Origin of the sequence: Bacillus sp. FDAARGOS_527 (genome assembly GCF_003812125.1) — a bacterium.
GTDB classification, from domain to species: domain Bacteria; phylum Bacillota; class Bacilli; order Bacillales; family Bacillaceae_G; genus Bacillus_A; species Bacillus_A paranthracis.
In genome coordinates this window covers 135,554-159,361 of the sequence record NZ_CP033795.1, presented here as the reverse complement: position 1 = coordinate 159,361, position 23,808 = coordinate 135,554, and the positions used below count along the sequence as shown (strand labels likewise).

28 protein-coding genes are annotated in these 23,808 nt (G+C 36.8%); 5 read left to right on the top strand and 23 right to left on the bottom strand.

Annotation, left to right across the window (positions count from 1 at the left end; translation table 11 throughout):
• Positions 1-44: 44 nt before the first annotated feature.
• Both EGX95_RS03145 and EGX95_RS03140 read right to left on the bottom strand, forming a co-directional pair.
• Entirely contained in the window at positions 45-1,487 is a 1,443-nt protein-coding gene (locus EGX95_RS03145; protein WP_000528112.1) for a DHA2 family efflux MFS transporter permease subunit, read from the bottom strand.
• Positions 1,488-1,539: 52 nt separating this feature from the next.
• Positions 1,540-2,649 carry an FAD-dependent oxidoreductase gene (locus tag EGX95_RS03140; RefSeq protein WP_000680551.1) on the bottom strand — a complete coding sequence of 370 codons (1,110 nt, stop codon included), beginning with the start codon at positions 2,647-2,649 and terminating at the stop codon, positions 1,540-1,542.
• A gap of 159 nt (positions 2,650-2,808) precedes the next feature.
• On the opposite strand from EGX95_RS03140, the gene EGX95_RS03135 reads away from it, so the two are divergent.
• Together EGX95_RS03135 and EGX95_RS03130 are read left to right on the top strand one after the other, a co-directional pair.
• Positions 2,809-3,312, top strand: a complete 504-nt coding sequence (locus EGX95_RS03135; RefSeq protein WP_063246632.1) for a transcriptional regulator YetL — start codon at positions 2,809-2,811, stop codon at positions 3,310-3,312.
• A 159-nt stretch (positions 3,313-3,471) separates the two neighbouring features.
• Complete coding sequence (locus EGX95_RS03130) at positions 3,472-3,816, top strand: winged helix-turn-helix transcriptional regulator (protein WP_000997911.1); 345 nt, start codon at positions 3,472-3,474, stop codon at positions 3,814-3,816.
• A 33-nt stretch (positions 3,817-3,849) separates the two neighbouring features.
• On the opposite strand, the gene EGX95_RS03125 is transcribed toward EGX95_RS03130, so the two are convergent.
• The 6 genes from EGX95_RS03125 to EGX95_RS03100 form a co-directional block, all read right to left on the bottom strand.
• Positions 3,850-5,052, bottom strand: a complete 1,203-nt coding sequence (locus EGX95_RS03125; protein WP_000742940.1) for an MFS transporter — start codon at positions 5,050-5,052, stop codon at positions 3,850-3,852.
• Positions 5,053-5,264: 212 nt separating this feature from the next.
• Complete coding sequence (locus EGX95_RS03120) at positions 5,265-5,843, bottom strand: TetR/AcrR family transcriptional regulator (RefSeq protein ID WP_001993037.1); 579 nt, start codon at positions 5,841-5,843, stop codon at positions 5,265-5,267.
• A gap of 152 nt (positions 5,844-5,995) precedes the next feature.
• The gene (locus EGX95_RS03115; RefSeq protein ID WP_000539674.1) at positions 5,996-6,310 is read right to left on the bottom strand and encodes a DMT family transporter; all 315 of its coding nucleotides are present in this window, start codon (positions 6,308-6,310) and stop codon (positions 5,996-5,998) included.
• Between the two features lie 2 nt (positions 6,311-6,312).
• A complete protein-coding gene (locus EGX95_RS03110) occupies positions 6,313-6,657 on the bottom strand; it encodes a DMT family transporter (RefSeq protein WP_000796021.1) in 345 nt (114 codons plus the stop codon).
• A 353-nt stretch (positions 6,658-7,010) separates the two neighbouring features.
• Complete coding sequence (locus EGX95_RS03105; protein ID WP_000686672.1) at positions 7,011-7,466, bottom strand: N-acetyltransferase; 456 nt, start codon at positions 7,464-7,466, stop codon at positions 7,011-7,013.
• Positions 7,467-7,594: 128 nt separating this feature from the next.
• Positions 7,595-8,089 carry an Lrp/AsnC family transcriptional regulator gene (locus tag EGX95_RS03100; RefSeq protein WP_000446103.1) on the bottom strand — a complete coding sequence of 165 codons (495 nt, stop codon included), beginning with the start codon at positions 8,087-8,089 and terminating at the stop codon, positions 7,595-7,597.
• 205 nt (positions 8,090-8,294) lie between these two features.
• On the opposite strand from EGX95_RS03100, the gene EGX95_RS03095 reads away from it, so the two are divergent.
• Positions 8,295-9,206, top strand: a complete 912-nt coding sequence (locus EGX95_RS03095) for a DMT family transporter (RefSeq protein ID WP_001146277.1) — start codon at positions 8,295-8,297, stop codon at positions 9,204-9,206.
• 34 nt (positions 9,207-9,240) lie between these two features.
• Here the strand turns inward: EGX95_RS03095 and EGX95_RS03090 are convergent, their stop codons facing one another.
• From EGX95_RS03090 to EGX95_RS03050, 9 genes are all read right to left on the bottom strand, one after another.
• Positions 9,241-9,726, bottom strand: a complete 486-nt coding sequence (locus EGX95_RS03090) for a PRK06770 family protein (protein ID WP_000897971.1) — start codon at positions 9,724-9,726, stop codon at positions 9,241-9,243.
• Positions 9,726-10,127, bottom strand: coding sequence for a nuclear transport factor 2 family protein (locus tag EGX95_RS03085; RefSeq protein ID WP_000045925.1), 402 nt, complete (start codon positions 10,125-10,127; stop codon positions 9,726-9,728). The genes EGX95_RS03090 and EGX95_RS03085 overlap by 1 nt, the downstream gene beginning before the upstream one ends.
• A 154-nt stretch (positions 10,128-10,281) precedes the next feature.
• A complete protein-coding gene (locus EGX95_RS03080; protein WP_001077751.1) occupies positions 10,282-10,686 on the bottom strand; it encodes a DoxX family protein in 405 nt (134 codons plus the stop codon).
• Between the two features lie 160 nt (positions 10,687-10,846).
• Positions 10,847-11,911 (bottom strand): DUF871 domain-containing protein, encoded by a 1,065-nt coding sequence (locus EGX95_RS03075; protein WP_000580609.1) that lies wholly within the window; start codon positions 11,909-11,911, stop codon positions 10,847-10,849.
• Between the two features lie 48 nt (positions 11,912-11,959).
• A complete protein-coding gene (locus EGX95_RS03070; protein WP_000711319.1) occupies positions 11,960-13,324 on the bottom strand; it encodes a PTS transporter subunit EIIC in 1,365 nt (454 codons plus the stop codon).
• Between the two features lie 24 nt (positions 13,325-13,348).
• Positions 13,349-14,233, bottom strand: a complete 885-nt coding sequence (gene murQ / locus EGX95_RS03065; RefSeq protein ID WP_000892365.1) for an N-acetylmuramic acid 6-phosphate etherase — start codon at positions 14,231-14,233, stop codon at positions 13,349-13,351.
• A gap of 153 nt (positions 14,234-14,386) precedes the next feature.
• Complete coding sequence (locus EGX95_RS03060) at positions 14,387-15,250, bottom strand: MurR/RpiR family transcriptional regulator (RefSeq protein ID WP_000648157.1); 864 nt, start codon at positions 15,248-15,250, stop codon at positions 14,387-14,389.
• Positions 15,251-15,279: 29 nt separating this feature from the next.
• On the bottom strand, positions 15,280-15,594 hold the full coding sequence (locus EGX95_RS03055; RefSeq protein ID WP_001223244.1) for a hypothetical protein: 315 nt from the start codon (positions 15,592-15,594) through the stop codon (positions 15,280-15,282).
• Positions 15,595-15,720: 126 nt separating this feature from the next.
• On the bottom strand, positions 15,721-16,944 hold the full coding sequence (locus EGX95_RS03050) for a cation:proton antiporter (RefSeq protein WP_372465558.1): 1,224 nt from the start codon (positions 16,942-16,944) through the stop codon (positions 15,721-15,723).
• 162 nt (positions 16,945-17,106) lie between these two features.
• Between EGX95_RS03050 and EGX95_RS03045 the strand changes: the two genes are divergently transcribed.
• Positions 17,107-18,510: a branched-chain amino acid transporter BcaP gene (locus tag EGX95_RS03045; RefSeq protein WP_000838719.1), complete on the top strand. Its 1,404-nt coding sequence runs from the start codon at positions 17,107-17,109 to the stop codon at positions 18,508-18,510.
• Positions 18,511-18,538: 28 nt separating this feature from the next.
• Here the strand turns inward: EGX95_RS03045 and EGX95_RS30170 are convergent, their stop codons facing one another.
• The 3 genes from EGX95_RS30170 to EGX95_RS03035 all read right to left on the bottom strand — a co-directional run bounded on the left by EGX95_RS30170 (position 18,539) and on the right by EGX95_RS03035 (position 21,464).
• Positions 18,539-18,709, bottom strand: a complete 171-nt coding sequence (locus EGX95_RS30170; RefSeq protein ID WP_001174836.1) for a hypothetical protein — start codon at positions 18,707-18,709, stop codon at positions 18,539-18,541.
• A 12-nt stretch (positions 18,710-18,721) separates the two neighbouring features.
• Entirely contained in the window at positions 18,722-18,925 is a 204-nt protein-coding gene (locus EGX95_RS03040) for a hypothetical protein (RefSeq protein ID WP_000391504.1), read from the bottom strand.
• 79 nt (positions 18,926-19,004) lie between these two features.
• Complete coding sequence (locus tag EGX95_RS03035; protein ID WP_000442460.1) at positions 19,005-21,464, bottom strand: LamG-like jellyroll fold domain-containing protein; 2,460 nt, start codon at positions 21,462-21,464, stop codon at positions 19,005-19,007.
• A 309-nt stretch (positions 21,465-21,773) separates the two neighbouring features.
• Here EGX95_RS03035 and EGX95_RS03030 point away from each other — a divergent pair, with 309 nt between their 5' ends.
• On the top strand, positions 21,774-22,241 hold the full coding sequence (locus EGX95_RS03030) for an S-Ena type endospore appendage (protein ID WP_000802321.1): 468 nt from the start codon (positions 21,774-21,776) through the stop codon (positions 22,239-22,241).
• Positions 22,242-22,343: 102 nt separating this feature from the next.
• On the opposite strand, the gene EGX95_RS03025 is transcribed toward EGX95_RS03030, so the two are convergent.
• The 3 genes from EGX95_RS03025 to EGX95_RS03015 form a co-directional block, all read right to left on the bottom strand.
• Positions 22,344-22,697, bottom strand: coding sequence for a DUF3992 domain-containing protein (locus EGX95_RS03025; RefSeq protein WP_000526007.1), 354 nt, complete (start codon positions 22,695-22,697; stop codon positions 22,344-22,346).
• A 14-nt stretch (positions 22,698-22,711) separates the two neighbouring features.
• The gene (locus EGX95_RS03020; RefSeq protein ID WP_000742049.1) at positions 22,712-23,092 is read right to left on the bottom strand and encodes a DUF3992 domain-containing protein; all 381 of its coding nucleotides are present in this window, start codon (positions 23,090-23,092) and stop codon (positions 22,712-22,714) included.
• A gap of 97 nt (positions 23,093-23,189) precedes the next feature.
• On the bottom strand, positions 23,190-23,795 hold the full coding sequence (locus EGX95_RS03015; RefSeq protein ID WP_000437068.1) for a DedA family protein: 606 nt from the start codon (positions 23,793-23,795) through the stop codon (positions 23,190-23,192).
• Between the last annotated feature and the right edge of the window lie 13 nt (positions 23,796-23,808).

Genomic DNA, 23,808 nt, shown 5'->3' with positions numbered 1-23,808 from the left:
TATAGAGATAAAAAAGTACTGGCAATGCCAGTACTTTTTTATTATTATGCTCGCTGTTCAACATTGACTCTTTTAATAAAGAACGAGATTATTAATCCAACAATTACTACAATGATAGCAAAGATAAAGGTATTTTGAACACCGTTTGTAAAGGCCAGAACTTGGTTTAATGGATTTTCTTTATCAGATACTGTCTGAAGGAAGCTTCTTGAACCTGAGGAAAGAATTGAAATTCCAACAGCTGTTCCAATAGCACCAGCAACTTGTTGTAAGGTGTTCATAATCGCTGTTCCATGCGGGTATAGTTCAGGTGGCAGCTGATTTAATCCGTTTGTTTGAGCTGGCATCATAATCATTGAAATTCCAACCATAAGTGCAATGTGTAGTGCAACAATAAATCCTGTAGATGTTTCCAATGTTAAAGTTGAGAAACCATACAGTGCACATGCTACAATGACAAGTCCAGGAATAACTAGCCATTTAGGACCAAAACGGTCAAATAATCCCCCCATAACAGGCGAAAGAATTCCATTAATAATTCCTCCCGGTAGAAGCATAAGACCCGCTGCAAACGTTGATAACGCTAATGATGTTTGTAAGTATAATGGTAAAATCATCATCGTACAAAGCAGCACCATCATGCATACTAAAATTAAGAGAAGTCCAATAACGAACATTGGATATTTAAAAGCCTTAAGGTCTAACATTGGCTCATCCATCTTCATTTGACGAAGGGAAAATGCAATTAATCCAACGACTCCAATAACAAGAGAAAGAATAACGTGTGAGCTTCCCCAGCCTCCACTTTCTCCAGCGCTACTGAAACCAAATACGATACCGCCAAAACCAATTGTTGAAAGAATGATTGAGAAAATATCGATTCTTGGCTTTGTTAGTTTTGTTACGTTTTGCATGAAGAATGTACCAAATACTAATGCGATAATTAATAATGGGAGTGAAATCCAAAAAATCCAGTGCCACGTTAACGTTTTTAGAATCAACCCTGAGACGGTTGGTCCAACAGCTGGGGCAAACATAATGACAAGCCCGATAATTCCCATAGCTCTTCCACGCTTATGTGGTGGAATAATAACAAGAATGGTGTTAAACATAAGTGGTAAAAGTAAAGCTGTTCCTACTGCTTGTACAATGCGGGCAATCATTAATACGCTAAATGTTGGTGCAATAGCTCCAATTAATGTTCCGATAATGGAGAATACAAGAGATGCGATAAAAAGCTGTCTTGTTGTAAACCATTGAAGAATTAAACCTGAAATTGGCACAAGAATTCCTAATGTTAATAAGTAGCCGGTTGTCAGCCACTGTGCTGTTGTCTCTAGAATATCAAAACCTGTAATTAAATCTTTTAACGCCATATTTAAGGCTGTTTCACTAAACAAGCCGATAAATCCAGCAATAAGAAATGACGTAATAATCGGGAGAGCTCTGATGTTAGAGTTCTCTGCTGTTGTTTGTTGATTCCCCATATTAAATTGTCTTCCTCTCTCTTACCTAATTCTTTTATTTGAATTTTCGATTTTAATAACCTTTCCTTAACACCTCGTGGCACTCCCAAATCAGCTCTTCTATTCCCGTCTGGCCTTTCAGCCTACGGCGAACGATTTCTGAGGATAGATTCTGGACTTTGAGCGCTCTTGGTGCTCTTCTTTCGAAGTATGCCTGAAAGGCTGCTTCAATGTCATTATTGTTTTTGAGCTCTTCGGCGAGAACGATTGCATCCTCAATAGCCATGGCTCCTCCTTGCGCAAGAGTCGGAGCTCCGACGTGGGCGGCGTCTCCTCCAATGACGACGCGGCCTTTGTACCATGGCTCTTGCACTGCGACTTGTTCCAATTTGTTAAAAATAACAGGGTAATCTTTTGACATATGCTTTGTAATAAAATCAAGTCCCGGAAAGCCTAAGAGAATCTCTTTGACTCTATTAAACCGGGTATCTTCCTCATCCCAGTAATCGCTGGCGCAAGGCTGGAGCACAAAGACATAGCCGGCGCGTTCAGCTAATGGTACGACGCCGATTTGCGTTTCTCCGCTTATATACATCAATGACGAATCCTCAAATTTGTAATCAGGAAGCTCGAAATAAAATCGCCACGCTCCCATACCGAGATGCTCTTTTTCTATTTCCTTTTGCAGCATCATATTCCTTACAGTTGAATGAATGCCGTCAAAACCTACTAAAATATCAGCCTTTATCTTTTCTCCGTCGTCAAATATGGCAGAGACCGATTCAGCCCTTTCTTCATAAGCAACAACCTTTTTCCCCCACTTGATATCTACACCCGCTGCATCAGCATGCTTGATGAGAATATCACTTAATGTTTTTCGCGGGATATTATTGCGCCCTGGAAGTGTGTCGTCTAAAAAGGATTCACTGACTTGAAACTGCAGATTCCCCTGTGCATCAAATGTTTTCAGCCATTTTGTTTGAAAGCCATGTTCACAACACTCTTCAAATACATCCAATTCTTTCAAGACAGCCAGTGCGTTTTGCGGCATAAGAATCCCCGCACCGGTTTTGCGATTTTCTAAAGCCGCCTCGCACAAGGTAACAGAAAATCCTACTTTACTAAGGGAAATAGACGCTGACAATCCGCCAATTCCCCCACCAGCTATCAAAATATGTTTCATATAAATAACCCCTTTTAGTTCTTTAAAAATAGTTAGGCGCCTAACTACATTACTTTACTACATCCTCAGAAAAATTGTCAATCATCTTTAAGTCAGGTTGTATTATGATATTAACTCCTTTATAATCGTGTCATAACTAACGAACGGGAGCTTATTTTAATGGAATTAAAACATTTACCTAAATATAAATATTTAACAGAACACACCGAGACGTATTCCAATATAGATGCCAGTTCTCTTGAATTGTTTTTATCTCTATTTGATATATCAAAAAAAATAAATCATGTGATGGAGCGTTACTTTGCAGGCAGAGGGCTGTCTGAAGGAAAATTCAAAATCCTGATGCTACTCTTCGACGCAAAAGACCACTCGTTAAGTCCGACAGAACTTGCAAAGCAATCAAACGTTACGAAAGCAACGATTACAGGTTTGCTGGACGGGCTGGTGAGGGACGGTTTTGTCAGCCGCACGCATCAAAATAAGGATAAACGAAAAATCAGCATTGAACTGACAAAAGAGGGAAAAGAACAACTGAAACAATTTCTACCCGGTCATTTCAGTAAAATCTCTGCGGTAATGGAAAACTACAGCGATGAGGAAAAAGAAATGTTTATCAATATCCTGGGAGATCTATTTGAAAAACTGAGCGTGTTTAAAGACTAAAACGCATTTTTTTGGTCCCACCACATCGTTATTCAGCTGAAATTTTATAGTATATAGTACCCCTAGAACGAAATTTTGTACTAACTTGTAATAAAATATTCATGTTTTCATTTTGAGGGTATTTGTATTGCTTAGGTTGATGGCGGTGAGGCTAGTTCCATGAACGATATAAATCCAGTTGAATTAATGAAAGGTTTACCCGGCATACCTTGTCCTATCGCTAAAACGCTTGATGTAATTCGTACAAAATGGACGTTTTTAATCATCCGTGACCTTCTTATCGAAGGAACATTACGCTTTAGTGATTTACAAAAATCAATGGATGGGATTAGCCCGAAAACATTATCGCTTCGACTAAAAGAATTAGAAGCACAAGGCATTAGCATTATCACTAGAAAAGTATATCCAGAAGTTCCGCCTCGTGTAGAGTACACATTAACGGATAAAGGAAAGCAATTAGAGGGGATATTTATTGAATTAAAACGGTTTGGATTAAGTTTATAAAACAAAAACCCCTTACCGTTGTAAGGGGTTTGATTACTTCGCAAAACTTTCAGCTAGCTGTTTTTCTCTCCACATAAATGTAATAGCGAGACCAACTATTAAAACAATTCCTGAAAATGCATATGGATAATGAATATTCATATCAAATAATATTCCGCCCATTGCTGGTCCTGCGATATTTCCTAAACTCGTATAAGTCGAGTTCATACCAGCAACGAATCCTTGCTCTTTTCCAGCTGCTTTTGATAAAAACGTCGTTAAAGCTGGGCGAAGCAAATCAAATGCAAGGAAAATAAAGCACGTAACGAGAAGTACAATCCAATAATTAAAGACTACAGTTGAAACGAACGCTAATACTGCACCTACAATTAAACAGATTTGAATTAACACTTTTTCACCGAATATATCAACTAATTTTCCAAACATAAATACTTGCACAACTACCCCAAAGATTGAACTAATTGTAATAATTGCCGCAATATCTTTCGGTGTGAATCCAAACTTATGATCAGAAAACAGACTGAACACCGTTTCATATGCCGATAAACCGAACGCAAGTACAAATACGATAATAAATGCGATTGCATACATTGGATGTAATGATTTCTTTAAATCACCAATAAAGCTTGATTCTTTCGTATTAGAAGAAATCTCTGCAAGCTCTTCTTTCGTTAACGGTTCTTTTAAAATAAAGATCGAGATCACACATGCTACAAAGGCAATTACTGCTGCAACGAAAAACGGCACACGTATACCGTATTCTGCAATAAATCCGCCGATTCCAGGTCCTATAATAAAGCCGGTACTAATAGCAGCAGATAAATATCCCATCGCCTTTGGACGTTCCTGTATAGATGTAATATCCGCAACATATGCCGTAACACCAGGCATAATAAACGCAGCACTAATTCCGCCTAACACCCTCGCTGCATAGAGCATCCATACATCTGTTCCTAATCCAAACAGAAGCTCTGAAACACCAAAAATAAATAATCCAATGATTATCATTTTCTTCCTACCATAAAGGTCGACCCACCGGCCTGTAATAGGTGAAGCAATAAGCTGAGCCATTGCAAACACTGCAACGAGATATCCCATCGTCTTACCTGTTAAACCCATATCATTCATAAAGGACGGCATAACCGGAATGATTAATCCAATCCCTAAAAAAGCGATAAATATATTACTCAAAAGAATGACCAGTACCATCTTTTGTTCTTTTATCGGTTTCTTCACTTTCAACACCTCTTCCCGTAAGCTCCCCTCAAAAAAATAATACCCAAGAAGCTTTTTCTTTATCCTGCTATTTGTGGGCTAATCATGAGTAGAAATGCCCCTACTCGTTAGAATTTCACTGTATCCTTCCACACATACATACTCATTAGGTGAATGACTATCATTCAGTTTTCCTCAAAAATGAACCTACCTTCTCAGACAGGTTCATCCCACTATTTCTTTATATGTAGTGCATGTGTTAAAAAATCTAGTACTTCTGCCTTTTGTAACTCAACTTGCTCATCATCTTTATGATCATATAAATACACTTGTTCCGCTGCTGATTCAACAAGAGCGATAAATAACTTCGCTGTTCGCTCCGCGTGAACCGAATCACGAATTTCACCAGCTTCTTTCGCCGCACTTAAAAACTCGCTTAACCACATATAAAGAGGCTCATACACAGCTTCCCATTCTTTTATATGTTCTGTAGATGCAAGACCAGCATACATTAAAGCTTGTATTTCACGATATTCCGCTATAAAGTGAAACACCGCATCTATTACTTGCGTCACTTTACTTGAAAAAGGCGCATCATTTTGCACTTTTTCTTTCACTGCAAGTATCATCTTTTCAACCATCACTTCTGCTATTGCAGGCATAACAGATAACTTAGAAGGAAAATATAAATAGAAAGTTCCTTGTGCAATGCCAGCCAATTTCACGATATCAGAAATCTTCGTTTTTTCAACGCCCTTTTCCTGAAACACTTCAATAGCTGCATAGACAATTTTCTCTTTTTTATTCATCATCTAAACCCTTTCAAACGCGTATTGAATGACTGTCACTCATTTTATAAGATAATCGATTGTACTGTCAATGATAGTGAACTTTGCGAGGAAATCATTTTTTTCATAATAAAATCTCCTAACAAAAAATTAGGAGATAAAAATGCCAAGTACCTTTAAGAAAGAGCCTTTAACCCTGTCACTCCACATACAATAAGAGCCACACTAATGATACGTGCTTTACTTTTCGACTCACCAAACAAGAACATGTTTAATAAAACGGCACCTGCTGTTCCGATACCAATCCAAACTGCATACGCGACACTTACTTGTAAAAATAAGAAAGATGTATACAAGAATGCGAAGGATGTAGCAAACCCACCTATATAAAGTGCACCATTTGCTAACGTTTTATCTTTACTATACATTTTCAGACCGATCACACCGACTATTTCACTAATTGCAGCACAAAATACGAAAAACCAACCCATCTTTAAGCAGCTCCTTCCATAGTATCTTCTTTATTATCAGCTAGCTTTAAACCGATAACGCCAGCTACAACCATCACGATAAAGAATAATTTTCCTACACTGAAACTCCCGCCGAAAAGGAATACATCCATTAAGAAAGTACCTACCGTACCAGCTCCGGCGAAAACAGCATATACAGTCCCTGTTGCAAGATGTTCACACGCTTTAGAAAGGAAGTGAAAATCAACAGCGATAACGCCTAAAATAATAATCCAATGCCACCAAGTATTGGCTGTATTAAAACCAAACACCCAAAAAATTTCAAAGATACATGTTAATATGACATATAACCAAGCTCTATTTTTCATACCTCTCACCTCTTATGACTGACTATCAGTCATTTTTGTTTTAAAAAAATATGATCTTTCATTACTACTATATAAACAACTATCATCCTCATTTACTATTGTATTTGTTACATTTCCAAGCAAATGACATCCTGCCTCAGAAAATGACTGAATGTCATTCATGTGTATTGTACATGAATATTGTAAAAACTGTCAATGCCGAAAGTTTATTTAAAATTTCTTTCATCCGATTTGTATATTTCCTAATAATCTGTCAATACTGCTAGTAACATAATATTTTCTCCACTCCCCCTTGGAGAGATCCCTTAAATAGAGCAGTTAGCTTTTGCTAGCTGCTCTTCTTTACATTTATTTCACCCAACATACCGAATCATCGCCACCTCATCACAATAATCAACCTTCGGACAATGTCTACAATCAATCCACACTTTCTCAGGTAATGCATCTCTATTCACAAAATCAAACCCGCACTTTTGAAAAAATTCCGTTTCATATGTTAAAGAAATAACTCTACTCACTTTTATTTTCGCCGCCTCATTTATTACATGGTTTACTAACATACGTCCGATCCCTTTTCCTGCATATGTATGCGAAACGACTAACGATCGTACTTCTGCAAGATCCTCTCCTAACACATGTAAACCAGCAACTCCAACGATTTCTCCCTCTTCTTTCATAACATATAAACATTGTAAATATTGATAGAGAGACAAAAGAGAACGCGGTAAAACCACTCCCTCTTTTGCATAAACTTCAATGAGACTATAAATTTCTTTCACATCACTCGTAACCGCATTACAGATTTTCATATGCTATTCCCTTGCCCCCGATATTAATATTTATAACTCTAAATGAATTTTAATACATAATTTTATATAATAATACATCTCTCTTTTCTTCTCGTCAATCACTTTATACAAACAAAAAACCAAGCAATCTAATCGATGCTCGGTTCCTCATTTCGTATCGGTAATACCGTCGAATATTTAATTTCACGAAGTGCTAAACTCGTCTGTATCTTTGTAATACCAAGCTTATTCAGCTTTCTAATAAACTGCTCTAATTCTTTACGATCACGATTTGCGACCTTTAATAAATAATCATATTCTCCTGTTAAGCAGTGACATTCTAACACTTCAGGCATCGCTTCTAATTCTTTTTCCAACACTTCAAGTTTATCCGATTGATGAATATTCGTACTCATAAAAATGAAGCATAACAAATCAAAACCAAGCTTTTCTTGGTTTAAAATGGCTACTTGCTTATCAATGAATCCTTCTCCATCTAATCTTTTTATTCTCGCATGCATCGCAGCTGGTGATAAATTAACACGTCGCGCAAGCTCTGCATTACTTACTTGTGACTCCTTCTGTAATATATCTAAAATTTGTACATCTAAATCATCCAACACTTTAATAACAGACGACTCCATTATAATTCCCCCTTATTTCTTACCGATGATTATTCGAAAAAACACCTTATAACTTATATAAAACTGAACATCTTTCTTTAAATATCATTCATAACAAAACATTTTATCGATTTTTATCCATTATACAAAAGAATATATTACACAATAAAGAAAAATGCTAAAATTATTTACAATTCACATTGATTACAACAAAGGGGATTTTAATATGCCTTATTTTTATGTCTTTTTACTATTACTAACGAGCTTATTATGGGGAGGAAACTTTGTCGTTGGAAAATCACTTGTTGATCACGCATCTCCAATGACACTTACAAGTTTAAGATGGATGATTGCGATTGTTTGTTTATTACCAATGGTATGGTTTAAAGAAAAAAAAATCATTCCACCACGCGCGGCGATACTTCCGTTAATATTGATGGGAATTTCAGGGGTTGCTCTTTTTAACATCTTTCAATTTTTAGCATTAGAAAAAACATCCGCAACAAATGTAGGGCTTATTTCTACATTAAACGCGATTTCTATTGCACTATTTTCTGTCTTATTTCTAAAAGAAAAAGTAAATACACTTCAAATTCTATCCATGATTCTTTCATTCTTTGGGGTTATTCTTGTCCTATTAAAAGGTAACTTTGCACTTTTATTTTCATTACATTTTAATAGCGGTGACTTATGGATGATTGCGGCTGTTTGCATTTGGGGAATCTATTCTGTTTGTAGTAAATGGGCAACAAAAACAACGACACCGCTTATGGCGACGCTTTACTCTGGTATTTTCGGCGTTATTTTATTACTGCCATTTAACATTGGGAGCTTCACTGTTACAAATATCAACACTTCTTTTATAACATCACTTTTATATACAGGACTCATTTCCACAGTTCTTTGTATGGTATTTTGGAATGTTGGCGTACAAAAATTAGGAGCAACTACATCCGGCATTTTTCTAAACTTCAATCCCATTTTCACAGCTATTTTAGCATTCCTTTTCCTCGGAGAAGAATTAACGTGGATTCAAATTTTAGGGACAATGATCGTTGTGACAGGATGTTATTTATTTTCTCATTTCAAAACAGTTGCCGTTCAGCCTGTTAGACCTTTAATGCGAAAACATTCTTAATGAAAAAACATCGTCATCTGGGTTGGCGATGTTTTTATTTTCTCTTCATTTCTTTTATATACTGCTTTTCCTCTTCTGGCGATAAACGTTCCGTCGCCTTGCCAGTATCTCCACCTTGAAGGCTCCATAAAAAGTTATGCTCCTCAACAGTTTGAGAAAAATCTCCTTTTTCCCATCTATTTATAATAGAAAATAACTTCATTTTATATTGAAAACCTGTGCTATTTTCAATATCTCTTTTCACATTAGAAATTTCCTTGTTTGTCATTTCTACAAATCCCCATTTTTCAGAGGATTTTACCTTTTGGTGTACCATTTTGTGCATAGTAGAAATAATTTCACCTTCACTAACTTGCGGAGATTCTTCTGCAACTTTCTTCTCTTTTTCGTTTGCCACTTGCTGGGTTTGAATATTTTTATTTTCTTTTTCCACATATGCAAGCAATTTCTTTCCGCCAACTATAGACGAGAAAATTATTATAATTGTAATGCATATACCTACGCCCCATTTAAAAAGCATTAACTCTTCATCGCTTCTCTAACAAGATGACTATCTACATATTGCTTAAACTTCACAATTTTTCCGTTCTCAAGTTGCCATACATGAACAAATGCTGCTTCAAATGATTTTCCCGTTTCTTTATAAACTCCTGAATACATACCTTCAGCAATAATTACATCTTTTCCGCTTACTTCATGATATGTATTTACACTTGCTTTATAATCATCCCATTCTGATCCTAATCGGCTAAATACATTTTCCATTATTGCTTCTACACCGATATAAGTTCCCCCGTACGGAAACCCTTCTGCCTCTGTCCATTCTGCTTTTTCAGAGAGAGCTTCTACTAAATGTTTTGCATTTGAAGAAGCTGATCCTTCATATGTACTTCGAATCATTTCTAAATTTGATTTAGACATGTTACTTCCTCCCGTTTTATTTATTTTTACACAAGATGTAACACGTGTAGTTACATCTTGTGTAAAAAAATATTAAATTGTTTTATTCTTAATCCACAAGTTGTAATCATTATAGTTACAATAATCCTTTAAGTCAACAATTTATAAATAAAATCTACTTCGTTTTCATTACTTTCTCTTTTAAGAAACGATCTACATATCCTTCTGCTTTTACAACGAATAAATACGCACCCATTGATAATAATGCAAGGTCTAATTCATATCCTGGATTCTTTCCATCTCCTAATAAACCTGCTGCTCCATTTACCTTTACGATAGCTCCAGCTAAAATAAGAGCGAATAACAATCCTACATATCTTACGCCTAAACCGATAATTAATAATATACCACCAACTAATTCAACTGTTGCTACGCCATATGCAAGACCACCTGGTAAGCCAATGCTTGTAAACCAGCCTGCTACGTTATCGATACCTGATTGAAACTTCGCTAAACCATGTGCAAAGAACGTTACTCCTAACACGATACGAATAATTAAATTCCCAATATATTGATTCATTTTTTTCTCTCCTTTTTGTTTTGTTAGGGTGAACTTTTATTTACAAGTCAAAACAATACGGTATTTCATTTCATTCGTCAAATACTTTTTTAAAGAAAACAAAAAACATTATCCGTTTTACGGATAATGTTTTCTTACAAAATAGCGCTAATTCAGGCTTTTACTCTATTACACAAGAAATTTGAAACATTTTTCCAGCGCCAACATACGGCAATAAAGAAATATCCTCTTCTACAACCATGCCAACAACGTTCACTTTCTCATCTGCAGGCAAATCATGTATAGCAACTTGCATCTCTCCTGCATATCTACCGTACAATTCATTATCAATTGTAATGCTGCCTTTCTTTCTTGTAATTGTATGCATCGGCTGTAAAATCACTTTATGTTCTTCTCGTGATTCTACAGACCGAATGACATCACGGGCTGGATCCAGCCTATTTGTATGCACTCGTTCCACTATTTTTAATACTTCTTTATCAGTTATAAACGATTTGTACCGCAGCGGAATAATCCCTCTACTCGCACTCGCTATCTCTTGTACACTTTCTAGACTTCCGCTTATATCCCCGATTAACACCTTATCGACACCACAATCTTTTACAAGTTCTAAATACGCTTCAAGCGGGCGCATATTGCGGTGCTTTTCTAACGTTGGTAATCCTTCATATAACGGGCCCCGTTTCTCCCCATCCCCTGGAATAAATGCCATTGTTTTTATTCCGCACGCATGTAAATATTCGTTTTGTTTTTGTAAAAAGGACTTTGCTAGTCCTGTTTCTGGGCGCGGATAAAAATTATGCCATGCTTCTACATTCTCTACCCGTATCTTTTCAGTGATTAACTCTTTCCAAAATGATTCTGTAATCGTACTCGCATTTAAAGCTACTTTCATTTTATGAGATACGCGTGCAATTTCTTTCGGCGTGATGCCATAGTCCATTCGTAAACCAGTAATGCCCCAGTTTACTAACTCTTCCACATTTTCGTACGTCATACTTAAATGGTGTAACGACTTTGGAGAAACATCAACCATTAATTCCATTTCATTTTCGAGAGCTTGCTTTCCAAGTATTTGAATTAACTCTTTATACGTATTTGGATCATCTTCAGGAATGTGCAATGATGTAAAAATAGATGAAAACCCGTTTTCCTTCGCTACTTTTAGCCACTCTTCTTGCTTCTTTACTCGTTCTTTTGCAAGGTAAATTGAAACTCCAATCATATGAATCTCCCTTTCTATAAATAGAAAAAGAGAAAGGAATCCCTTTCTCTATATGTTTTCTGCCATTTCTTCTTTAAATCCGAAGAAGTACGTAAAGATGAATCCGAAAGTATATGCAACGACTAATCCAAGGAAATATAATAAATATTTATTATCAGCAATTAACGGAATTAATGATAATCCTGATACGCCAATTCCAAGTGCGGCTGTTTTCATAACTGCTTGGAATGCACCGCCGACAGCTGCCCCTAAACAAGCTGTAAGAAACGGTTTCCCAAGTGGTAATGTAACCCCGTATAATAACGGTTCGCCAATTCCTAAAAAGCCAACTGGTAATGCACCTTTAATTACGTTACGAAGTCGTTTGTTTTTTGTTTTCACATAGATGGCGATCGCAGCTCCTACTTGCCCAGCTCCAGCCATTGCTAGTACTGGTAATAAAGGCGTTACGTGCGTTTGATTAATAAACTCCATGTGAATCGGTGTTAAACCGTGATGTAATCCGACCATAACGAGCGGTAAAAATGTTCCGGCAAGCACTGCTCCTGCAAACGCGCCGCCAATATTTAAAATGCCATTAATTCCGTTTGTAATTCCTTCAGATAAGAAACCTGCTACCGGCTGAATTGCTAACATCGTTACGATACTTACGACTAACACAGTAATGAGTGGTGTCACGATAATATCAACTGCATTTGGTACAGCTTTTCGAACTTGTCTTTCCACTACAACCATAAGCCACGCTGCAAAAATAACTGCAAACAATCCGCCCCGTCCGGGTACGAGCGCTTCACCAAATAACTTTACGTTCGCCATCGCCGGATTGAAAATTAAAATACCAGCAATTGCCCCAAGAACTGGTGTCCCGCCAAACTCTTTCGCTGTATTCCAACCGACTAAAATGCCTAAGAATGTAAAGATACCGCCGCCAATAAGTAGTAACATTTGTAGCCATGTTGCATTCGGATCAGCGCCTGCGTTTTTCGCAAAGTTAGCAACCCCGTTTATAATACCTGACGCAACAAGACCCGGAATTAACGGAATGAAAATACTTCCTATTTTTCTTAAAAAGTTTTTCACCGGTGTATTATTTTTCTTCTTAATCTCTGACTTCATCTCTTGCCCAAGATCTTCAAGGTGATGATCTGCCACCTCACCAATTCGCAGTCCCGTTAAACCTTCCATCTCTGCTGCTACTTTATTTACCGTTCCCGGACCAACGACAACTTGAAGCGTCTCATCTTCAATAACGCCCATAACCCCTTCAACCTTTTTCAAAAGGTCCATGTTCACTTTACTTTCATCATGAAGCGTTAATCGTAGTCTCGTCATACAATGAGCAATGCCACGAATATTTTTTACTCCCCCAAGTTGCTCTGAAATTTCTCTGGCCATTCTCTCTTCTTTCTTCATAATAGAATCCCCCTCCCTATTATTTTATAGTGCCTTCTTCACAAACCCTTTCGCTTCTTTTAGTTTCTCCAGTGCTTCCCCATACTCACACTGCAATAACACCATAACAATCGCAGCTTTCACGTTACGTTCTGCTTTTTCATAATGCTCTGCCGCTACTTCATAACTAACACCTGTTGCTTCCACAATAATTCGTTTTGATCGTTCTATTAACTTTTCATTTGTAGATTGAACATCTACCATCAAGTTTTTATATACTTTCCCTACACCAATCATAGATGCTGTTGAAATCATATTGAGCACTAGTTTTTGCGCTGTACCAGCTTTCAAACGCGTTGATCCTGTTAAAATTTCTGCGCCTGTTTCTACTTCCACGTTTAGTTTTGCATATTTACTTATTTCAGCATTTTTATTACAGGAGATACTAGCTGTACTCGCTCCTACGCTATTCGCGTACTTCAAGCCACCAATAACATAAGGAGTTCGACCACTTGCTGCAATTCCAATCACTGTATCTTTCTCATTTAATCCAATACTTTTTAAATCTTCTTCTGCTAATTCTTCGCGATCTTCTGCACCTTCTACCGCTTTAGTAAACGCTTTCAATCCACCTGCTATAAATCCTTGCACCATTTTATCGTCTGTGCCAAATGTCGGCGGACATTCCACTGCGTCCAAAATACCTAAACGGCCACTCGTACCAGCCCCAATGTAAATTAATCGGCCCTCTTCTTCGAAAGATTTAATAACAGTCTGCACAACTTTTTCAATCTGCTCTATTTCATTTTCAACTGCTAATGCAACAGTTCGATCTTCTTCATTCATACTTTGCAAAACTTCTTTTATGCTCATCTCATCTAAATTCATCGTCTTCTCATTGCGATGTTCTGTCGATAAATTTTCTAACATATTCCCACCTACTTTGAAATTTAATTTCATACTTTCATTATAACTTTAAGAAACTTAAAATCAATATTGCTTTATTATTTTATGAAATTTAATTTCTTTTCATGACGAATTTATGTCCGTCCATATGCAAAAAAGATGGGTTTCCCCATCTTCTCATTTCAGCTTCCGTAATCGCAAAGCTTCTTCTCTTGTTTCCATAAATTGATCTAGCACTTTATTACCAATGCGATTAAAGGTAATCACATATAGAGCATCTATCATGTTCAATTGCGTCATTCTTGAAGCAATACTTGCAATACGATGATCTTGTTCTACATCTGGCATACAAAGACGAATATCCGCCTCTTTATATAACGGTGATGATTGGTCAAGCTTTGTAATCGCAATAACTGTTGCACCCTGTCTCTTCGCATATTGCGCCATTTCAAGTACATCTTTCGTACGACCAGATGTTGAAATCGCCACAAATATATCGCCTTCTTTTAAATTCGTCACAAGCGGCAACATCATATGAAAATCAGATAGCATCATTGCAGTAAATCCGAGTCTTGTAAATTTATAAGCCCCGTCCATCGCTGGAGTAGCTGATCCGCCTACTCCGTAAAATATAATTTTATCCGCATTTACAATATGATCTGCTGCTTTCTCCAGCTCCTTCTTATCAATAGCCGTAACACTTGCCTCAATTGCAGCTTTATTCACATATGTAACTTTATTAAACAAGTCGTACGGTCCATCTTCCGTATTCATCACTGAAAAATCGTTAATATTATAATCAGCAATCGTTAATTCGCGAACGAGCGCGATTTTAAATGCTTTAAAACTTCCGATTCCAATCGACTTACAAAAGCGAACAACACTCGCCTCACTTGCGCCCGCATTCGTTGACACTTCTTTCGTCGTTAAGTTCGGAACAATCTCTGCATTCTCCATTATGTACATGGCAACCTTCTTTTCAGCTGGTGAAAATTGATCCATATTACTTTCAATTTTAAATAGTAACGTTGAAGCTTTCACTATTTAACCTCCACTTCTTACGGTTGCGTTCACTGATTTTCTCTTGCTTCAAGAAGGTAAAAACCATCATCGCCAGGAGGATGAAACACATTTACAATGCGATTCCCTTTTTGATAAACAGTTCTTTCCCCTTCTGTCCACTTCTTTTCCCAACCGTTCATCCAAATCGCAACATCAGGTAAAAAAGCAGTATATTTCAGCTTCTGATCGTACTCACCATCTGCTTCTTCCGAGAAAATAGAAACCGGAAAATCTTTCACTTTTGATTCTTTCCATGCAGTAAAGGGTATGCACAATAAAAGAAGTATAATTACACCTATAATCTTTCCCTTCGTAATCCTCAAACACATCCCTCTCCTTGTCATATCACATACATAGATTTTACCATAATTACAGACCTTTCATGCCACATGACCATTGCTTTTTGCAATAAAAAAAGAGCTTACCTACTTCAGATAAGCTCTTCCTCTTTACACGAAATACTTCTTCAAAAGCGGCGGCGTAATAATCGTCGTCAATATAACAACAATAACAATCGCTGTGAAATTTTCTTTCGCTAATAAATTCGCTGTAAGTCCATTTGCTGCGATAATAAGTGCTACTTCTCCGCGCGACACCATTCCCGCACCAATACTTATAGAAGATTGAAGGTTGAATCCTGTTAACCTTGCTCCTAAACCTGATCCGATTAACTTTGTGAAAATCGCAATGAGCGTCATAATGATAATGAACCAAAGCTGACTTCCAATGCCTTGAAATGTAATTTCCATTCCGATACTTACGAAGAACACCGGCACAAATATCGCATAAGCAATCGGTTCAATTTTATGTTCTACTTCGTGCTTATACTCTGTTTGAGAAATGGCAATTCCGGCTGCAAATGCTCCAATAATACCTGCAATTCCCATCATTTCACTGTAATACGAAAAAGAAAAACAAATAATAAGAGCCGCGCTAATTAGCGCTTCTGTTACACGAAGCGGCACGAGCATTTTCATAATCCAAGGAACAACTTTCCATGCAATAAAAACAATACTAACAAAGAAGATAATTTTCTTTACGATAACAAGTGTTATATTCACATCTTGCGTTCCTAAAAAGCTCATAACAAACGCTAATAAAATAACGACGATGACATCATCAAATACGGCAGCACCTAAAATCGTTGTACTTTCTCTCGTATTCATTTTTCCTAAATCTCTTAGTGTTTGCACCGTAATACTAACTGACGTTGCGCAAAGTAATAATCCTAAAAAAATTGCATGAGATTGTATTAATCCAAACAGCAATCCTGTTACATAACCACCGATGAAAGGAAAAATAATTCCACCGGCCGCTACTGCAAATGATGATTTCAAATTCCGATTTAACTCTTCTAAATCTGTTTCAAGTCCAGCCATAAACATAAGTAGCAAAACACCAATCTCACTCAGTTCATCGATTAATTCAGAACTATTTATAATACCAAGTACAGCTGGACCGATAATAATACCAATAATTAATTTACCAAGTACAGAAGGCTGGCCAAGCCTCACGCTAATATCACCAGCTAATTTCGTACAAAGTAAAATGACGACAAGTTCAAAATAAAATAACATAACATCTTCTCCTACTTTAACTTTAATCAGTGGGTCGTTAACCCCCGTCCATTTCTGCAAGTAGTTTCCCCTATTGATCCGCATTTTATTTGTCATATTTTTATTTGACAAAATATTCTGAATTATATTAAGATTAATCCAGCAATTTTAAAAAGCTATGCCCCATAACTGTACCTCCACTTACTTACATACTCTTTTCTAATGGGCTCATACTACATTCGCAGTTATGGAAATGAAAAAACGGGGGGAGAGTCCAAAGTGAAGTCATTATTACGAAAAAAAGCGCTTAGTACTGAATCACCAAAGCAGCTAGATAGAACATTAACCGCACTTGATTTAACGTTTTTAGGAATTGGCGCCGTAATTGGGACAGGGATCTTTGTATTAACAGGTATTGTTGCAGCGAAACATTCTGGTCCTGGTATTATGCTATCATTTCTTATTGCTGCATTTACTTGTGCTTGTGTAGCCTTTTGTTATGCTGAATTTGCTTCTTCTATTCCTGTCTCAGGAAGTGTGTATACTTACGCATACATGACAGTCGGAGAAGTCGTCGCCTTCATCGTCGGATGGTGTTTAATGCTCGAATATTTACTTGCCGTTGCAGCAGTAGCTGTCGGTTGGTCTGGTTATTTACAATCTTTACTACAAGGATTTAACGTCCATCTTCCCGCCATAGTCGCCTCGGCCCCTGGCGTAGGAAAAGGTGGTCTCATTGATTTACCAGCTGTTTGTATTTTACTCATCATTACTGGCCTTTTAAGTTTTGGTATACGCGAAAGCGCACGCATTAATAATATTATGGTTCTTATTAAGTTAGCCGTTATTATCGCCTTTATCGTAGCAGGTGCAAAATATGTAAAACCTGAAAATTGGACGCCGTTCATTCCATTCGGGTACGACGGTATTATTACTGGAGCTGCTACTGTATTCTTCGCCTTCTTAGGATTTGATGCAATCGCAACCGCTGCGGAAGAAACGAAAAAACCACAGCGTGATTTGCCAATCGGCATTATTGGCTCTCTTCTTATTTGCACTGTTTTATATATGATCGTATCTTTCGTTTTAACAGGTATGGTTCCTTATACACAATTAGATGTTTCTGACCCAGTTGCGTTTGCCTTACATTTCGTTGGCGAAGATACAATTGCAGGACTACTCGCTGTTGGAGCGATGACTGGAATGACAACCGTTCTCTTAGTCGTTATGTATGGACAAGTTCGCGTTTCGTATGCGATGAGCCGTGACGGTTTACTTCCAAAAGCATTAGCACGTGTAAATAAAAGAGTGAAAATCCCTTTATTAAATACGTGGATTACTGGTGTTGTCGCCGCTTTATTAGCAGGACTTTTAGATCTGCACGTATTAGCGAATTTAGTAAACATCGGTACATTAACAGCCTTTACATTCGTTTGCTGTGCAGTACTTATTTTACGAAAAACACACCCTGACTTAAAACGCGGATTCCGCACACCTTTCGTACCTGTACTACCAGTTGTCGCGATTCTTTGCTGCTTATATTTAATGATCAATTTGTCTAAAACAACATGGATTAGCTTTGCCGTTTGGCTTATAGTCGGCTTATGCTTCTATTTCTTCTACTCTAGAAAGCATAGTCACTTAGCTACCGAAAAAACAAATGATGAAAAGAAAAAAGCATAACAAAATAGCTCGCCGTTTTAGCGGCAAGCTATTTTTCTGTACTATTATATTTTTTCGTTAACGATTGTAAAATGAAAAATATGCCGATGCAAGCTGTAAACGATGCCCAATTTCCTATTGGCGTTGCGTATTTCACAATTCCAATACCTACAAGTAATAGGAAAATAATCACCTGATATATGAGCTTCCACTTTTGCATATATTCCCTCCTTTACTTCGTTCCCTTCTTTTTCTTCTTCCATGCATTTAAACTATCAAAGAAGAAATTAATAAATAACGTGCCTAAACCCGCTAATAAAAACGTCATTAAAAATAGAACCCATATACTTTTTTCTTTTAAGAAATAATATCCTACAAGGAGCACAACCGCGATCCATACATATTCAAGAATTCTTTTTAGCTTTTTCTCTTCCAAATTATTCGCTCCTTCATTCTATGCTACTTTTAGTATAACAAAAAAGAAGCCTATCATGATAAGCTTCTTTTCTTCACTCTTATTTGTTTATGCTTTTTTCAACGAGTGAAATCGCATATTCCATAGTACGGTTCATCGTTTCTACTTGTGCATCTTTTACTTTCGCATCTTTTAATACAGCTTCTGCCACTGTAATTTTTTGACTCAATGATTTCACTGAACCGTCCGTTACATTTGCAGCTTGCGCTTTTTTCAATACTGCTTTTGCAGATTCAATATTAATTTGTAATTTTTCTTTCAATGTTTTCGGTTGCTCTACTACTTTAGATTGTATAAATGTTTGATTTGCAGTTTTTAATTCGTTATACGCTTGAACAATTTGTTCTCCCGTACTCGCTACATTTTCAAACACTTGTTTTGCATGATTATAGCTTTTCTCTAATTCTTGAAATGCTTCCTTTGAATATTGACCTGACTTATCACCAAACTCATACGTACCAGCTAGCACTTCTTTCACTTTTCCAAGCTCTTCAAATAACGCATTTACTTGCTCTAATTTCGTACGGTTAGAAAACTCATTGTACGCCGCTAATACTTCTGAAGAACTTAACGCTTTACTATATAATTTCGCAAGCGCGATTTGTCCATTTAACGGAATGCCACCATTTCCATTGCTATCAGGATCCGCTCCAAGTGCAAATGGTACATTTGGATGATACACTTTCCCTGTAGCTGGTTGGCTATTTACTTTTTTACCATCGACATAAATAGCTACTTCACTTCCGTTATACGTTCCTGTTAAGTGATATGTTTTGTTTGCTTCTAATTGAACGCCAACACGTTTATAACTACCGCCAATGTGAGCCCATAATTCAACATAGCCACTTCCCGTAGACTCAAAACCAATTCCGCCACCCTCTGTATTTTGCAAAATACCTTGTCCACGGATTTCATTCATTGAAAATACAGTTTCTAACGTAAATGTATTTGCTACTTTTTCTTTTTGTGCTGCTGAAAACGGAAGGTATCCAAATGTATTTGCTTTTCCGTTTAGCTTCATCACATTCTTTTTCAATGCTTTATCATATTCAATAGTCACATTGCCCTTCACATCACCTTTTGTACCAAATGGTGAATTGTCTTTAAATGTACCATCTGCAAAATTCACATCGAAAACATCAGCCTTTGGCACTTTTACATTCGGATCAATATCATCTTTTTTCGTAGTAATTTCTGCCGTTAAAGGCTGCGCACTTTCATTACCAAACGAATCAATTGCAACTACTTCAAGTGTATATGTTTTCCCGCCATCTAACCCTGCAAGTGTAAATGTAAGATCTTTCGGCACTGGGTCACGATAAAACTCTGAGAATGCTAACAGCTTGTTTTTAATTTCTCCTGTTTGCTTATCTCTAGCTTGTACACGATAAGAATGAACAAGAAGGTTGTCCAACGCTTGCTGGAATGTTACCGTTGCCGCATTTTCTGTTACATTTGATACAGCAAGCTTTGCATCCTTAGCAAAGTAAGGTTTTTCTTTATCACGATCTTCTACATGTGTAAATGTGTCTTTCTTTGCTGGTAATTTAATTTTCCAAGGCTCGCCTGTCCAAGAATTTGTATGGAAATCACGGCGATTAATCGTTACTTCTTTATCGTCTACTTCTACTAATAAACCTTGGCTTAATGTACTAGCTCCTGGCGGGATCGTCCCTTGTACTTTACCACCTTCAACTTCCATATAACTTACTGAAGATGTACCAACTGATGTAAAGTCTTTTTGATGAATCGATCTCGGGTCATCTAACGGATAATGTGAATGACCTGAAAACGTAATAACTTGTGGATATTCTTTTAACACCTCGTTAATTTTCGCACTATCTTTTGTTCCCCACTCTTGGCTACCGTATACTGTATCTTTAATATGCTGGTGTAAAAATACGAAAATTGGTTTTTCTGGATCATCTTTTTGTGCCTTTGCCATTTCTTCTTTTAACCAATTAATTTGCTTGTCTGAATAATATCCATGAGTTGTCCCATCTTCCGGAGACATAACAAGGAAATGATACCCTTTTACCACTTTGTGATAGTAAATCGATTCCATTCCTGTTTTTTCTAAGAAACGCTTCTGTGCGCCCTCTACAGATAAACCGTTCCAATAATCATGGTTACCAAGAGAATTCATTCGCACAGCATCTTTATTTGCATTTTCATTATACACTTGCATGAAACGATCATATTGTTGCAGTGATCCTGAATCAGTAAAATCTCCCACAATTACAAACGCATCTTGTTTAGGTGCAAGTGTATTCAGTTGTTCGATTGCTCGTTTCCAGCGAAACGTATCATCTGTCCCACTATTCTTAATATGTACATCACTTACAACTGGAAAAACTATCTTCTTCTCACTCGGTGCCTTTTCTTGCTTCTTCTCTTCCGCTTTAACTGATGTGCTCCACGGAAATGATACAAATGCTAATACAAAAACCATTAATAATCCAATAAGACCTTTTACTTTTCGTAAAGCTGTTCTTTCCACATGAATCCTCCTCATATAATAAATTAATTACATTGGTTATTGTATCGAACATATATTAACTTAATTTAAACTAAAAATGTATTTTATTTAAATTTTGTAAATATACAGTCAATTTTATATTAAATGCCACATTTACATAAAACAAGTACTTTTTGTCTAATAGATAACTAACTTTTTCCTATAAAAACTATGAAGAGATATGAGCCTATGAAACTATCACGATTTTATTTTTTTTATCCATTCTTAACACATCGGCCATGCTGTTACATTTAATAATAGTAAACAGTCTTATGAAAAGGAGGGAACCCATTGAAACCTCATAAAAATATCGGCTGTTTTGCTCCTTTATCTATCATTTGTCAACCTACTTGCCCCTGTCCTCCTCCTATTCTCCCACCTGAAAGAGGCGACGCCGAATTAGTTACCAATGAGTTCGCTGGAGATATTCTTATCTCAAATGATTTTATTCCAATTTCTCAAAAACAACTAAAACAAACCAACACCACAGTAAACATTTGGAAAAACGACGGAATTGTTTCATTATCTGGCACTATCTCTATATACAATAATAGGAATAGTACCAATGCACTATCTATCCAAATAATAAGTTCTACCACAAATACTTTTACAGCTTTACCTGGAAACACTATTTCATATACAGGCTTTGATTTACAATCCGTTTCAGTTATCGATATTCCATCAGATCCTTCTATTTATATCGAGGGGCGTTACTGCTTCCAATTAACTTATTGTAAATCAAAGCGAGATTGCCTATAACAAAAAAATTATTGCTTTTGAATCTAATCAAAAGTCTACTAAAAAACGTGCAAACACATGAATCGTTTGCACGTTTTTTGGTAATCTTTAAATCACCATATATTAAGACAAAGTGTAGCGAATAGTCATACAAAATTCTCCTGTTTCAGCAGCCGCTGTTCCAAGAATTGTAACCGTATCAAATCGGCGAACTGTAAAAGATGCGCTACTTCCAGTGGCAACTACAATTGTTTCCACTGCAGTCCCCGTTACTCCTCCACTATAAAATACAATTGTAACAGGACCTGTTCCAGTATCCACTTTCAAATATCCTGAAGCATAAATATCTTGCGAAATATTATCAGCATAAATGATTGCTGCAGTTGCAGCTGCTGTCCAATCGATACACACCTTATCTTGGACAATTGTTTTTTGTCCATTTGCACAACATGAAAGATTTGTACTACAATTACCCATACTAATTCCCCTCTCTATGCCATTAAATATCTAGTTGTAATACAAAATTCCCCTTGATACGTACCTATCGGCGTTGCAGGAGTTGTAATTTGAATGATGTTAAAGCGGCGAAACGTAAATGAAATGCTAGTCCCTTCATTTACTAGGAATGTTTGGATTGTCCCTCCACCTGAGTCTAAAACCGTTACTGTAATTTGGTTCGCAGGACTCACGCCAGGACCAACATCATAAGTTAAATATCCTGTACCAACAATATTCTGATTCACATTGTTTGCGTAAACTGTAAATGTACTAGCTTCAGCACTAGACCACGGGTTACATACTTTATCTTGGACGAAGTTACTACTATTATCTGAGCAGCATGTTAATACTGTACTTGAGCATTCACAAGCCATAGCCTTTCCCCTCTCTCTTTGTTATTCCCTATATGTGTATGTCCCCCAGAATCTTTTGCCTGTACTATTCATCTATTTTCAAAAAATATTCAAATGACTAGATAGATTCCGTTCTGTTTCTTTTTTTCATAAATTTATAGATAAATATACCACCGACAACAATAATCACGACTAATAATATCGGTAGCATATATTGTCCAACAACATCCGCAGCCTTTTCCCAATGTGGACCTAATTTCATTCCAAAATAGACATATAAAGTCGTTAACGGGAACATTGCTACAAATGTATAAATACTAAATTTCCATATATTCATTTTTGCCATACCACATGGAACAGAAATAAGTGTTCGAACTCCCGGTACAAAGCGTCCAACAAATGCTACAACTGGTCCATATTTCTCAAAGAAATCATCTGCTTTTTGAATTTGTTCTTCTTTAATAAAGAAGTATTTCCCGTATTTTATTAATAGAGGACGACCACCGTAATAACCGAGTGCATATAACGTTAACGGTCCTGTCGTTCCGCCAAGTGTTCCAGCTAATACAGCTAGCCAAAAATTCATATCACCCTCGTACACCCAATATCCAACCATAGGCAAAACTACTTCTGCTGGGATAAATTCAAACGTTAATGCTAGCACAACTCCAAAATAAGAAAATTGCTTTAAAAACTCGATTATATCTAAAATCATTTGCTCCATATTTTCTACTCCA